At 33.2% G+C, this 13,999-nt stretch carries 13 protein-coding genes; 12 read left to right on the forward strand and 1 reads right to left on the reverse strand.

Annotated features, from left to right (window positions below):
• Positions 1–288 precede the first annotated feature (288 nt).
• The 12 genes from licT to AACU98_RS17350 all read left to right on the forward strand — a co-directional run bounded on the left by licT (position 289) and on the right by AACU98_RS17350 (position 12,543).
• On the forward strand, positions 289–1,149 hold the full coding sequence (gene licT, locus AACU98_RS17295; protein WP_004244338.1) for a BglG family transcription antiterminator LicT: 861 nt from the start codon (positions 289–291) through the stop codon (positions 1,147–1,149).
• A gap of 107 nt (positions 1,150–1,256) precedes the next feature.
• Positions 1,257–3,146, forward strand: a complete 1,890-nt coding sequence (locus tag AACU98_RS17300; RefSeq protein ID WP_036907470.1) for a beta-glucoside-specific PTS transporter subunit IIABC — start codon at positions 1,257–1,259, stop codon at positions 3,144–3,146.
• Between the two features lie 83 nt (positions 3,147–3,229).
• Complete coding sequence (locus tag AACU98_RS17305) at positions 3,230–4,054, forward strand: PHP domain-containing protein (protein ID WP_004244334.1); 825 nt, start codon at positions 3,230–3,232, stop codon at positions 4,052–4,054.
• A 758-nt stretch (positions 4,055–4,812) separates the two neighbouring features.
• Entirely contained in the window at positions 4,813–5,121 is a 309-nt protein-coding gene (locus AACU98_RS17310; protein ID WP_004244333.1) for a helix-turn-helix domain-containing protein, read from the forward strand.
• A gap of 185 nt (positions 5,122–5,306) precedes the next feature.
• Positions 5,307–5,858, forward strand: a complete 552-nt coding sequence (locus AACU98_RS17315) for a fimbrial protein (RefSeq protein ID WP_004244332.1) — start codon at positions 5,307–5,309, stop codon at positions 5,856–5,858.
• A gap of 59 nt (positions 5,859–5,917) precedes the next feature.
• On the forward strand, positions 5,918–6,484 hold the full coding sequence (locus AACU98_RS17320; protein WP_004248677.1) for a fimbrial protein: 567 nt from the start codon (positions 5,918–5,920) through the stop codon (positions 6,482–6,484).
• Between the two features lie 77 nt (positions 6,485–6,561).
• Complete coding sequence (locus AACU98_RS17325; RefSeq protein ID WP_004248675.1) at positions 6,562–9,060, forward strand: PapC/FimD family outer membrane usher protein; 2,499 nt, start codon at positions 6,562–6,564, stop codon at positions 9,058–9,060.
• A gap of 34 nt (positions 9,061–9,094) precedes the next feature.
• Positions 9,095–9,805 (forward strand): fimbrial biogenesis chaperone, encoded by a 711-nt coding sequence (locus tag AACU98_RS17330; RefSeq protein ID WP_004244325.1) that lies wholly within the window; start codon positions 9,095–9,097, stop codon positions 9,803–9,805.
• A 23-nt stretch (positions 9,806–9,828) separates the two neighbouring features.
• Complete coding sequence (locus tag AACU98_RS17335) at positions 9,829–10,332, forward strand: hypothetical protein (protein ID WP_004248673.1); 504 nt, start codon at positions 9,829–9,831, stop codon at positions 10,330–10,332.
• Between the two features lie 15 nt (positions 10,333–10,347).
• Complete coding sequence (locus tag AACU98_RS17340) at positions 10,348–10,914, forward strand: fimbrial protein (protein ID WP_004244323.1); 567 nt, start codon at positions 10,348–10,350, stop codon at positions 10,912–10,914.
• Entirely contained in the window at positions 10,907–11,452 is a 546-nt protein-coding gene (locus tag AACU98_RS17345) for a fimbrial protein (RefSeq protein ID WP_004244322.1), read from the forward strand. Before AACU98_RS17340 ends, AACU98_RS17345 begins: the two co-directional genes overlap by 8 nt.
• A 71-nt stretch (positions 11,453–11,523) precedes the next feature.
• A complete protein-coding gene (locus AACU98_RS17350; RefSeq protein ID WP_004244321.1) occupies positions 11,524–12,543 on the forward strand; it encodes a hypothetical protein in 1,020 nt (339 codons plus the stop codon).
• Between the two features lie 131 nt (positions 12,544–12,674).
• Here AACU98_RS17350 and AACU98_RS17355 read toward each other — a convergent pair whose 3' ends face one another.
• Positions 12,675–13,604: a Dyp-type peroxidase gene (locus tag AACU98_RS17355; RefSeq protein WP_004244320.1), complete on the reverse strand. Its 930-nt coding sequence runs from the start codon at positions 13,602–13,604 to the stop codon at positions 12,675–12,677.
• Positions 13,605–13,999 lie beyond the last annotated feature (395 nt).

Consider the following 13,999-nt stretch of genomic DNA (forward strand, 5'->3'; position numbering starts at 1 on the left):
AATATTATCATATGGTTATAAATTAAAATATAAAGCTATCAGCTGGTATCGTTCTTACCTTAAACAATTTTTTTTAATAAGTCGGATAAATATGTGATCTATTACTAACTTTACTGTGCTAAGTTTGACGATATAAATATCCCATGTTAACGTCCTAGTAAACGTAGGGATTGTAATAGTACCTGGCTTACTACACAAAACCCATTTGTAGATGAAAAGTATTTTTTGTCTACAAATGGGTTTTTGCGTTTTTAAGCCTTAATAAAAGAAAATTTTTGAGCATGCCAGATGAACATGAAAATTAAAAAAATATTAAATAACAGTGTTGTGATCTCTCTGGATGAAGCAGAAAAAGAAATTATCGTCATGGGAAAAGGGATTGCCTACGCCAAAAAAGTAGGTGATGAGATAACATCTGAACAAATAACCAAAAAATTTATCTTAAGCCCTAAAAATTGTCCGCAGAGAGTGCTCGATCTTTTATCGAATATTACGTTAGATTACGTAGAAATTGCGGACAATATTATTCAGTATGCAAAAGAAAAAATGACCTTAGATACACAAGATAGTATCTATATTGCATTGATCGACCATATTCAAGCCAGCATTGAACGGTATAAAGAAGGGACTTTTATAAGAAATAAAATATTGTGGGAGATAAAAAATTTTTATAGTGAAGAGTTTGATATTGGTCTTTATGGCTTAAAATTAATTAATGATAGATTTAACATTTCAATGCCAGAAGATGAAGCAGGATTTATTGCATTACATATCGCCAGTATTAGAACAAACGATAATATTCAGCAAACCTACAAAGTGACCCACTTTATCCAAAGCATTACTAATATAGTCAAATATTATTTAAATATAGAGTACGACATAGGATCGTTAAATTATCGTCGTTTTGTGACACACCTTCGCTATTTCTCCATCCGATTATTTTCACAACCTGAAAATGATCACGAACCTTTAGAAAATGAGTTACTCGATATAATAAAAGACAAGTACCATCAACCTTATATGTGCTGTTTGAAAATAAGTAAATTTATTAAAGATAAATATAATTGCACCTTAGATGACAATGAAATTTTATATCTAATAATCCATATTGCAAAAATTGCAGAGGATAATAAAAAGATGAATAAATAAAAAATATGCCGTAATAATAAATCATTTAAATTTAGTTGGTTAGGCGATAACCAACTTTATCCATATATCTTTAATTTATTTTTACAGAATAAATAAAAGGCAATGCTATGAATTATAAAGAATTTGCAAAACAAATTCTCGCTATTGTTGGTGGCGAGGATAATATAAAGTCATTAGTACACTGCTCGACTCGATTACGTTTTACATTACATAATGAAGATAAAATTGATCCTTCAAAAGCCAAAGCAAATAGTAAAATATTATCTGATGTGATGAAGGGAGGACAATATCAACTGGTTATCGGTAATGATGTTGATAAAGTATTTAATGAACTAACAAAAATGATAAAAACAAATAATACTCCTCATGATAATAATAAAGACCAGAAGAAACAGTCTATCGTAAATAAAATATTATCAGCAATTACTGGCTCTATCGCTCCGGTTATCCCTCTGTTAGCGGGTGCCGGTATGGGGAAAGTGTTACTTATTGTATTAACGATGCTTGGTTGGTTGGATAAAAATGACCAAACCTATTATATCCTTAACTTTATCTTTAATACGGCCTTCTATTTTATGCCGGTATTTATTGGTTTCTCGGCGGCGAAAATATTTAATTGTAACCAATATTTAGCTGCTATGGTCTGTTTAGCGATGGTCAGCCCTGAATGGACAAGCTTAGTTAAAGCCGGTGAGCCTGTCGAATTTATGCATATTCCTGTCGCTTTGGTTAAATATTCATCTCAACTGATCCCTGCCTTAATTACTGTTTGGATGATGTCTTATATTGAACGCTTTATTGTTCGTATTGTGCCAGAAATGGTTAAAGTATTTATGGTGCCTTTATTGGTGATTTTAGTTTCGACACCTATTGCGTTGATTGCGGTCGGTCCTGTCACTTCATGGTTCGCTCAATTAATTGCTGATGGGGTGATCTTAATCCAAGAGCACACTGGTTTTATTGCTATTCCATTATTAGTGGCTATTTATCCATGGTTAGTATCTATTGGTATGCATAAAGCACTTAGTCCTGTCAGTATTATGTTAGTGGAGCAAAAAGGTTTTGACCCGATTATTCGTGTGATGGCGCTATGCTCCAACATGTCTCAGGCTGCTGCTTCTTTAGCTGTTTCTGTGCGTACTAAAAATAAAACCTTAAAACAATTAGCTTTTTCTGCCAGTATTACCGCTTTTTTTGGTGGTATAACTGAACCCGCTATGTATGGGGTGAACCTCAAACTGAAAAAACCAATGTACGCTTGTATGATTGGTGGTGCTATTGCAGGATTATTTGCTGGTATTGTTAAGTTAAAAGCGTTTGTCTATGTCACTCCGGGGTTATTAAGTTTACCAATGTGGATATCTGATACAGATAACCAAGTAGTAAATGCAATAATCACCTTATTGATTGCCAGTGTAGCCACTTTTATTGCAACGCTTATTATTGGTTTTGATGATCCTACTGATGACCCAATCCGTGACGAAGAAGAAAATAATAAACAAGCTGCATCAACCAACAAAAAACCACAAATAGCGAATAGTAAATTACCTGTTGGGTTAATTTCACCTCTGCAAGGTAAAACGGTTGCACTTTCAGAGGTTAATGATGAAACATTTGCCTCTGGCATTATGGGACCTGGCATGGCAATTATCCCCACAACAGGAAAAGTGATTGCACCTGCAGATGGCGTTGTTGATATTACCTTTTCTTCTGGTCATGCGATTGGCTTAACACTGGTTAACAATATTGAAATGCTGATCCATGTGGGGATTGATACCGTTAACTTAGCGGGACAGCACTTCACATGCTGTGTCGTTAAAGGTCAGAAGGTGACAAAAGGTGATACGCTAATTGAATTTGATTTAGATGCGATAATAGCCGCAGGCTATGATCCAACAACGATGATCATCATTACTAATGATGATCATAAGCTAGACGTTGTTCAGACCGATAAAAAACATGTCGACCAAAATACAGTTTTACTAACCGTGGGTTAAAACAATATGAATAACAAGCTTATGGTAACTAACGATTATTGCGCGACTATTTTTAATGGAAGAATTAACAGAGGTACTTCTTCATGATCTATGCTGATTTACATGTTCACACAAACCATAGTGATGGTGTTTGTGAAATAAAAGATGTCCTTGAAAATGCATTTAGAAACGGCATTAAGACTATTGCGATCACCGATCACGATACTACCAATCATTATGACGAAATTTACCGAGAAGGGGAGCGTCTTGGATTAAATATCGTCAAAGGTGTTGAAATGAGTTGTTATGACTTTGACGTTTATAAAAAAGTCCATGTAGTGGGACTTTGGCTTAACGAAAAAACGCCCAACGTTGACAAGCTGTGTGATAACACTCTCAACTGTCGTGATCAGTTTCACCGAGAATTAATATTATCTCTCAATCAACAAGGCTACGATATTTGTTATGAAGATGCGAAAAAGTTCTCAAAATATAATATCGTTTTTAAAATGAATATATTCCAAGCATTGAGAGAAAAATATCCAGAGGAAATGACCAAAGAGCGTTATAAACAACTTTTTGGCTCTAAAACAAAAATAGAAACAGACTTAAAAATGGGGTATATCCCTGTTGATGAAGGAATTGCTGCTATCTTACAAGACGGTGGTATTCCTATACTTGCTCACCCATGTGTCTATGACAACTATGATGAAATAGAAAAATATGTCCAGTTTGGATTGAAAGGATTAGAAATAAGTCATTCTAGAATGAAACCTATCGACTATGAACTGACCCAAAACTATGCTAATAAATTTGGTTTGCTAAAAAGTGGCGGTAGTGACTTCCATGATCCTGCGTTACTTAAATTTGGCGATTTTGGCCTAAATCAAACACAATTTGAGACCTTAAAAAAGGACGCAAATAAATAAGTAATGATCTGACTTGATATAATGAAACGATTAAACGCCCAGATGGTTTATTGGGCGTTATCTTTAAGCCCCCATATTGTCTTTTCTCACATTATCCACCCCATTTTACATCTTCTTTTTCTGCTTGGTCGTCTGATTTTTAATCGACATTGTCAGTAAACCCTGTTACTAATCTTATTTTTGAGATAGACACCAGCTATTTTTATATCTGAATTAGTATGATTTTAAAAAAATTGATTTGCGAATTTGAGCAAAACCGATTTTTCTCATCATAATTTTTACCCACTTTGATGGGGATATCTAATCAATATAGCCGTGTTATTTTAAGCAAAATGAACGTTGTAATTATTAAAAAAACATCAATTACTTAATTTTATCTTATTGAGATGCTCTTTTTTTGATTGTAAATATATCGCAAAAATTAAAGCAAACTAAATTAATTTAACTTAAGTGAAAATAATTAACACGCAGTGCGTGTAAAATTGCATTTATTAACGAATTTAGACTAAGTAATTTTACTATTGAATTTATTCATTTTTTTCTACATACATGAAACAAAAAATAGATAAATATTTAACAAACAATAGTTGTAAACTATCGTATTTTGATTATCTATCGTTTTAAACATGTTTACATAAATTGATAAGCAAACTATTGTCTCTGCAAATCAGATGTAAATCGTATTTTAAATTTTTCTATTTAAATTTATTAATGAGAATAAAGTAAGTGGTAATTTACATATACGAAGGTGGCTTTTCATGAATATCGATAAGAATAGAGGATCTGATTCTTTATTATTAAGGAAGAATATTGGAAATTTTATTAGAGAATCTCGTATACGTAAATCTCTAACAGGAGCCCAATTAGGCGAATTACTTGATGTGAGTCAGCAACAAATATCAAGATATGAAAATGGAATAACAAGTATCAATATTGAAACATTAGATATGATATTAAAATTATTGGATGCTGACTGGTCTGAGTTTTATCGAAAAGTTCTTGTCGTAGATATTATAAAACATAAATTAAAAAATAGTGATTCGTTTCCATTCTATTTGCGTGTTTAGATGATTTATATCATCTGTACAAATACAGTTTAAATTTTATATAAAAATTTAAATAGTCATAAGTTTTTAAAAGTAATGGAAGTAACAATATCATCTCTGGATGGGATGAGGATAATGTGTGTAACTATATATCATAGTTAATTTTTTAACGCTTTAATTCCTACGTTAAATATAAAGGTAAAAATATGAAATTGAATAAATTAGCGATGTTCGCTATTGCATCAATGGCTTTTTCTGCGACTGTTGCTCAAGCGGCTTCAGGTGATGGTACTATTACTTTCACTGGTAAAGTTATTGATGCACCTTGTGGTATTGCTACCGAAAGTGCTAACCAAGCTATCGATTTTGGTCAAATCAGCAAAAGCCTATTAGAGAAAGATGGTATTTCTCAAGTTAAACAAATCCCAATTAAATTGGTTAATTGTGATTTAACTAAAGCCGGTTCTGATACTGGTGCTGCAGGTTCTTATAAAGGCGTAAAAGTAACCTTTAATGGAAATACTATTACTGGTGCAACAGAAGAGTTAGCAACAACTGGTAATACAGGGACTGCTATTGTTATTTCAGGAACAACAACTGGTTCAATGGTTAAATTCAATGAAGCAGGTGAATTACAAGCACTGGGTAATAATGATAATACGCTGATGTATACAGCTTGGGCTAAGAAAGCAACAAACGGAACAATTGCTGAAGGTGAGTTTAACGCTACAACAAACTTCACATTAGCCTATGAATAAAAAATATTAAATTTAACGAGAGCAGTTAATCTGCTCTCGATTATTTAAGGCCAAAATCTATGTTTAAAAAAATCATAATATTATTATTTTTCACTAAAATCTTTTCAACATATGCAAGCGGAGCTGTATTGGATAAATATATCCCATCAGATAAAGTTTGGTGGCAAGGAACAGCAAAGTTTTTAGGAAAAGTAATTTCGCCTGCTTGCACATTAGATATGGATAGTAAATATCAATTGGTTGATCTAGGTACTATACCTGTTAATAAAATGAACAATAATGATGATTTATTAGCGAGTAAAAAAATAAAAATAAAATTATCTGATTGCCAATTTATTAATAAGACTAAAAATATCGATAAAGTGAAAGGCGTTACGTTAACATTTTATTCAGATGTTAGTGGATCTAAAGCTGATTTATTTTCATTTAATAACAGTGATGAAGTCTATTTTAAAATAATAGATGAATATGGATATAGCGCTAATTCTGGAGAGTCATTACCATTAATATATGTTGATGGGGATAATACATATCTATATTACAAAATAGACGTTGTAAAAAAGTTGGATGTAATTACTCCTGGTGATTATTATGCAAGCGTTTTATTCAAAATAAATTATGAATGATTAGCTGCTTTCAACTTCTCATTAAAACTTTAAGACTTAAATAATTAAGGTTATTAGCCAATATGAACAGAGAGAATATGAGTGGAAGATCTACAAGCATTTTGGCAACTATATTATTTATAATTTATTCTCAAAATGTATATTCTGTAGAGTTTAACTTAGATGTTGTTGACTCTAAATCTAAAGATAATATTAACTTTGCTAGGTTTAGTGAAGCCGGTTATATTTTACCGGGTAAATATCAGCTTAACTTAGTACTTAATGGACAAGGGATCGGTTCATCAACATATACTGTTAACGTATTAGAAAGAGAAAATAAATCTCAAGATGAAAATAAAAAACTGTTATCTCAAGCCTGTTTAACAGGTGATATTATTTCATCTTTAGGATTAAAGGAAAAAATAGAAAATAATCTACCAACATGGAATGATGGAAAATGTATTGACTTATTAAGCCTAGATGGTGTTGAAGTTACAACAAAATTAAATGAAGGTATATTATCAATTAAAATACCTCAAATATGGCTTGAGTATACAAGTGCTACTTGGTTACCACCATCTCGCTGGGATGATGGGATCTCAGGTTTGATCCTTGATTATAATATTAACACCAATGTTAATATCCCTCATGAAGGAAGCAATACGCAAAGTATTTATTACAATGGTACTGTTGGTTATAACTTCGGTAGCTGGCGTATTCGTTCTGATTATCAAGGGAATTATAATCGAACCTCTGGTGATGCGGAAAACAATAAAGATTTATTAAATTTTACTCGAGTTTATGGATATCGCGCGATCCGCAGTTTAAAGTCTAACCTAACCATCGGTGAAAACTTTATAAACTCCAATATATTTAATTCCTGGCGTTATACGGGGATTAGTTTAGAAAGTGATGATCGGATGCTCTCTCCTCAACTAAGGGGATATGCACCACAAGTTACAGGGATCGCTGAAACTAACGCAAGGGTAGTTGTTAAGCATCAAGGACGTATTCTTTACGATTCAACAGTACCCGCAGGTCCATTTGCCATTCAAGATTTAGACAGTTCGGTGCGTGGTAAATTGGATGTTGAGATTATTGAGCAAAATGGAAAGACGAATAAATTTCAAATTGATACAGCCTATGTTCCTTATTTAACAAGACCGGGACAAGTTCGTTATAAGGTTGTTGCAGGACGCTCTAGAGATAAATTACATAATACAGAAGGACCTATATTTGGTACGACTGAAGCTGCTTTTGGTTTAAGTAATGCTTGGACTATGTATGGTGGTACCATTTTCGCCGGTGATTATAATAGTGTAGCACTTGGGGTTGGGCGCGATATGTTCGCTTTCGGTGCGGTATCTGCCGATATTACACAATCTTATGCTCGATTACCTGATCGTGGCACTATGCAAGGTAAGTCATGGCGAGTCAGTTACTCTAAACGTTTTGATAATTTGGATGCGGATGTAACCTTCGCTGGATACCGATTTAATGAACGTAATTATATGACGATGCAAAATTATTTAGATGCACGTTATCGTGATGATTTTACTGGAAAAGAGAAAGAACTCTATACAGTAACCTTTAATAAAGGTCTTTCTGAATATAACACATCAATTGGGGTGCAATATAATCATCAGACATATTGGGATCAAAGTAATTCCGATTATTATTCTATTAACTTAAATAAATATATGGATGTTTTTGCAGTTAAAAATATTTCATTAAATTTATCTGCATCGAGATCTAAATACTATGGCAAAGATAATGATGTCTTCTTTGCAAGAGTCAGTATTCCATTAGAGAATAATAGAGGATTTATAAATTATGATGGCTCAAGAAATTCGGGGAACTATACGCATAATATAGGGTACTTTAATACCACGGAAGATAACTTAGCTAATTATAATTTAAATGTTTCAACGACATATGGCGATGATATGGATAGTAGTTCAAGCTTCTCTGGCTATTATGGACGCTATACTTCAATCGCTAATATTAATGCGAATGCTACTATCTCAAATAAAAATACCTCATCATTTGGTTTTTCTGCTAATGGGGGCTTAACGATTACCGCTAAAGGAGCAGCGCTTCACCCAGATGGATTTAATGGTGGTACTCGCTTATTAGTTGATACTGAAGGTGTTGCAGGAGTACCAGTTGATGGTGGCCGTGTAACAACCAATAATTGGGGTTATGGTGTTGTTACCGATATTAATAGTTATTATCGCAATGAAACAACGATCGATTTAACTAAATTACCTAATAATATAGAAGCGACACAGGCGATTGTAGAATCTTCATTAACTGAAGGTGCTATTGGTTATAGAAAATTTGAAGTGTTAAAAGGTGAGAAGGCCTTTGCAATAATTAGGTTAGCTGATAACTCTTATCCACCATTTGGTTCAATAATTAGTAATGCTAAAGGACGAGAGCTAGGAATAATTAGTGATGATGGTTTTGCTTGGCTAACAGGTATTAACCCAAATGAAGAAATTAGAGTATCTTGGGGAGCTGAACAACAATGTGTCGCTAAACTTCCAAATAAAATAGAACCGAGTAATAAGATATTATTATTGTGTGAAAAATAAATATCGGTAATTAATAAACGACAAAGGTCTTGAAATGAAAAAAATATCATTTTTATTATTAGGATTAATGGTTACATCAAACTCCTATGCAGCAATTTCTTTAGATAGAACAAGAGCTATATACGAAGGTGGGTCAAATGCATTAGTTATTAATATTACTAATGATAATAAACAATTACCTTATTTAGCCCAAACATGGATTGAAAATGATAAGAATGAAAAAATTGAGCTAGGGCCATTAATTGCCACACCATTAGTTCAGCGATTAGAGCCTGGTGATAAAGCGTTAATTAAAGTATCTGCGACACCAGATATTGAAAAGTTACCTAACGATAGAGAAACATTATTTTATTTTAATGTTAGAGAAGTTCCACCTAAAGCTGAAGACAATAATGTATTACAAATTGCCTTACATACAAAAATAAAATTGTTTTATAGACCGAAACAAATATTGAGAGAGCCAAATGCTATTTGGCAAGATCAATTAGTTTTAAATAAGCTATCTGACGGTTATGAAATAGAGAATCCAACACCTTATTACGTCACTGTATTCGGTATTGGTGGTTCAAAGAAAGAAGCGGTTGATTCTGAGTTTAATGCAGTCATGATTGCCCCTAAATCGTCACAAAGGGTTAATAGTAAAGTGTACTCAACGCCATACTTATCTTATATAAATGATTATGGTGGAAGACCGACAATTAAATTTCAATGTCAAGCTAATCGTTGTGTAGCAGAGAAAAAATAAAAACTGATTTTGGAGATAGAAAGGTGAAGAATAGAAAATTTATTTTTATGTTGATGCTTTACATTAATGGCCTTTTTATTTCTCAAATTGGCTTTGCAGAACCTGTTGCTCGAGATAAATCATTCTTTAATATTAATAGAGCAAAAATTGATTTTTATAATCAAAATGAAAAAAATCAACATGGTTTTATATATATAAAAGGCTCATTTTTAAATGCTCCTTGTGAGCTTATTTCGAATGAAATTAGTTTAAAAGAGCTATACATAAAAGATATTGATGTCGTTATTGGTGGTTGTAATATTTATAGTGATTTTAAAAACAGCTCAAATAGTAAACCTGCGTTTACTAGTGTGTTAAGTTTCACAAATAAAATCAACGATAACGTAGAAAATATTGATATAAGAATGAATAGATTAAAGCATTATAAAGATAATGTTATTTTGAATTACCTCTTTTCAGATGAAATAAAGAGAAATATTCTTGACCGGAAGTTAAATATATTAACTCTTAAATTGCAGTATAATTAATTTAAGGTAGATCATATGGTTATTTATTTTTATAGAGAATGGGTAAAAATATTATTTTTTATGCTTATTTTTTTACCTGTTGCAAATGCGGCTACAACAATGAATTTTGATGGTACTTTGATTGATACGCCATGTAGAATTGATCAGCCAAGTTTAAATCAAAATGTGGTTTTTTTAAATAGTACACCAAGGGATTATTGGAAATATCCTGCGGTTAGACCTGCAGAAAAATTTACCATTAAACTGATCCAATGTGATGCAAAATCGTTATGGAAATCAGTGAAAATTAAATTTAATGGGCAGCCAGAGCCAGAGATGGGGGCTGAACAACAAAAGTACCTTACACTTTCTTCTGGCGTTAATAAAAGTAAGTTAGCCATTGGATTAATTGATATAGATGGAAACCAACGTATTACTTTAGGTGAAAACCATAACGGTGGAAATGGAACTCAACTTAACGATGGCACGATGTTGCTAACCTTTAATGCATTTGTTGAAGCGACACCAAAAGCAATACAGGAAAAAAGTGTTGTACCTGGAGTTTATAATGCCACGGTAGAATTTGAGGTTTCTTATGAATAAAAGTAAATATTTTATACTGCCTATTTTTTTATATTTACTATCAGGAACTGCACGGGCAGTTGATATAAATATAGCTATTACAGGCGCTATTTATGTTCCACCTTGTGTTGTTAATAATAATATCCCTATACAGTTTTCTTTTAATCAAATAATGACTTATAAAGTCGATGGTCAAACAAGCGCTATCACAAAAAATATTCCTATTACATGTACTTATTTTAAGGGCTCACCTTACGTCAAAGTATCTGGCATTCAGTTAGCTGGAGCGCCTGATAATGTGCTTAAAGTTTCCGCAGATAGCGTGAATTCAAATCGATTTGGCCTTGCCTTATATCAAGGAGAGAGTGTTGATGAGAATAATCCTTTGCGTTTGAATGGTTCAGCCCCTCGAGGTTATGCCATTACAAAAGGTTTTTCTAATACAGGGCAAGACAGGAGCCAATTTACTATTACTGCTGTTCCTTTTAAAACAGGTACTGCTGATTTATCTCCTGGAAATTTTACGGCCTCCGCATCATTAAGCATTGTTTATAACTAAACCTAAAACAGAGTCAATGATAAGTATCAGAGACTGAGGTTTATGTAATCCTAAAAAGTAGGACGGTTTAAATGAATAAGACATTAATAGGAATAGCTTTATTTTCTTTAGCCACACCATATGCGGTAGGCTGGCAACAAAATTTTTTGCATGTACCGTCAAATGGTAGTACTGCATCAGCAACAGCCCCTGCGCTTAATGTGACAGATGCTAACGCCAGTGGTGTAATTAAGGTGACCATACCTCAGGTTAAAGGGTGGCGGGTTATCGCTTCTTACTGTAGTGGTTCAGGCTCAATGGCAGAAGAAGGAAATTACCGCTATTGGATTAGATTGCCACAAACAAATACTTGGCAAAAACATTCATCAGGATTGAGCTATTATTTGTCCAATCTCTCTTGGACACTAGCAGGTACCAATAATAACAATAATCAGGTTTATGTAGGGCCAAATTATTATGCTAAGCAGTCACCGAGTGGTTGCCATAGTGTTGGAACCGTTTGGGGATTAGGTTCTGCAGTGCTTCCGTTAGATCGTTCTATGTCATTAACTGTGGCAGTGTCCAGAGCGACGGCTTATCCGGGATCATATAATTTAAATATTCCTTTTGCATGGGCTTATGAAGAAAATAAAGGGTCTGGTGGTAACAGTACGGGTTATCTTCAATTTGGTAATGCAATGAAGCCTTATATGAATAGTTATATTAATATTCCTGTGAGTATCACAAGTAAATGTAATATTAAAAACCAAGTTATTAACTTATCTCATGGAAATATGACCCCAGAAGAATCTATTAACAATGTGACGCCACCTTATAACTATCAACTAACGTGTGATTATGATGCATCAGTATCCGTTTCATTAATAGGAAGTGCACCTGTTTCTGGAAAAACGGAAAACTATACAAAATGTGGTAATGGTGGCTCTTGTGAGTTGAAATATAACGATACCGAATATAAAGGTAAATTTAAACTTAACGCAGGTGCTGCAAAAACATTTTCTATCACATCAACCTTTCATCCTAATGATATAAGAAACCCTGTTGAAGGTAGTTTTCAAGGAAGTGCTATTTTGCGGGTATTGGTTGACTGATCAGGCGCTTAATATTGTAAGTAAATGCCGTCATTATATTGAATAGCAATAGCTCTTTCTTGTTCTTACCGAATATAGAGCAGTGTATGAGCTATTGCTATTAGCTTTTTGTTTGTACTGATAATCAACTTTTATTCTATATCATCTAAAAACGCCGGAGATGGGACAAAGAATAATGTGCCCGTGACGGGGGTACTAAATTTTAGTAGTTTATCGGTATGTCCTTCAGGTGTTCCTGCAAACATATTTTCTAACATACGGTTTGTTGTTGAGAAATAGCGAGCATAACCAATAAAATAGGTACCATATTCATTTTTGGAGGGATTTGAAAACGGCATATTTGCTCGTACGATTTTTAAATCATCACCGTTTTCATCTTGAATATTGGTGACGACATTGTGTGAGCCTGGATCTTTTTCTTCATCAGTTAGTTCAACATCATTGAATTTATGCCTACCGATCACTTTTTCTTGCTCGATGAGAGATTGGTTTTCCCAAGCCGCCATATCATGAATGTATTTTTGTACAAATGCATAACTTCCACCGGTAAACAGTGGATCTTCATCACCAATAACCGCATAAGCGACACGCTCATCTTCAAACTCAGGATTTTCTGTTCCATCCACAAAGCCAATAATTGAGCGACCATCAAAATAGCGGAAACCATGTACTTCATCTTCTGAGGTGGCAATAGAGTTTAATTTTTGGCTAATAATTGCAGCTAATTCATAACAAGCGGATACCTTTAGTGCCCGTATGTGAAAAAACAGATCGCCAGGTGTCGATACTGCGGTATACACATCGCCGTTGATTTGCTTAAAGGTATTTAATTCTCGCGGTTTAGCTTGATTAGGGAATAGTTTAGACCATGCATCAGCACCAAATCCCATCACACAACTTACGTCTAATTCAGGGAAACGGGTTCTCATACTACGAAGAAGACCTGATAGATTATTACAAAAGTCGATAAGAGTAGGGCGGGTTTCCGATGAGTTAATAAGATTAAAGACTAGAAAATAAGCGTTCTCACAGGGGGTTTTTGTTACATCTTGATATTTCATAGTGCTTCCTAATAGATACGTGGCAGAAAATTTTGCTTAATGCGATATAAGTAAAAACTAAATTTAGTTTTACACCAAAGTATTTCCTTTTACAAAGCATGGTTTTTGATTTTTATCATTAAAGATGAATAGTAAATATTTTTTTGGTTGGAAAACAATCGAACTGTGATTTTTGTGATAAATAATGCTTTTTATATAAATTTGAAAAAATTCTTAGCTTTTCTTTAGAGTAAATCACTAACTTATACAGGTATTTAGAATATAGTATTGATGTTTTTTAGCCATAGTGTTGATTAAATAAGCATTTAGAGCTTATATACAGCTAGAATTTATTTTATTTTAATCAGAAAACTCATTTTTATTGAACATTAATATACGATTAACACTATATGAGT

The sequence above is a fragment of the Proteus sp. G4380 genome (assembly GCF_963885725.1).
In the GTDB taxonomy this organism is placed as follows: domain Bacteria; phylum Pseudomonadota; class Gammaproteobacteria; order Enterobacterales; family Enterobacteriaceae; genus Proteus; species Proteus mirabilis.

Coding starts and splice junctions, on each gene's coding strand:
- licT (WP_004244338.1), top strand. CDS start 289: ATGAACATGAAAATTAAAAAAATATTAAATAACAGTGTTGTGATCTCT.
- AACU98_RS17300 (WP_036907470.1), top strand. CDS start 1,257: ATGAATTATAAAGAATTTGCAAAACAAATTCTCGCTATTGTTGGTGGC.
- AACU98_RS17305 (WP_004244334.1), top strand. CDS start 3,230: ATGATCTATGCTGATTTACATGTTCACACAAACCATAGTGATGGTGTT.
- AACU98_RS17310 (WP_004244333.1), top strand. CDS start 4,813: ATGAATATCGATAAGAATAGAGGATCTGATTCTTTATTATTAAGGAAG.
- AACU98_RS17315 (WP_004244332.1), top strand. CDS start 5,307: ATGAAATTGAATAAATTAGCGATGTTCGCTATTGCATCAATGGCTTTT.
- AACU98_RS17320 (WP_004248677.1), top strand. CDS start 5,918: ATGTTTAAAAAAATCATAATATTATTATTTTTCACTAAAATCTTTTCA.
- AACU98_RS17325 (WP_004248675.1), top strand. CDS start 6,562: ATGAGTGGAAGATCTACAAGCATTTTGGCAACTATATTATTTATAATT.
- AACU98_RS17330 (WP_004244325.1), top strand. CDS start 9,095: ATGAAAAAAATATCATTTTTATTATTAGGATTAATGGTTACATCAAAC.
- AACU98_RS17340 (WP_004244323.1), top strand. CDS start 10,348: ATGGTTATTTATTTTTATAGAGAATGGGTAAAAATATTATTTTTTATG.
- AACU98_RS17345 (WP_004244322.1), top strand. CDS start 10,907: ATGAATAAAAGTAAATATTTTATACTGCCTATTTTTTTATATTTACTA.
- AACU98_RS17350 (WP_004244321.1), top strand. CDS start 11,524: ATGAATAAGACATTAATAGGAATAGCTTTATTTTCTTTAGCCACACCA.
- AACU98_RS17355 (WP_004244320.1), bottom strand. CDS start 13,604: ATGAAATATCAAGATGTAACAAAAACCCCCTGTGAGAACGCTTATTTT.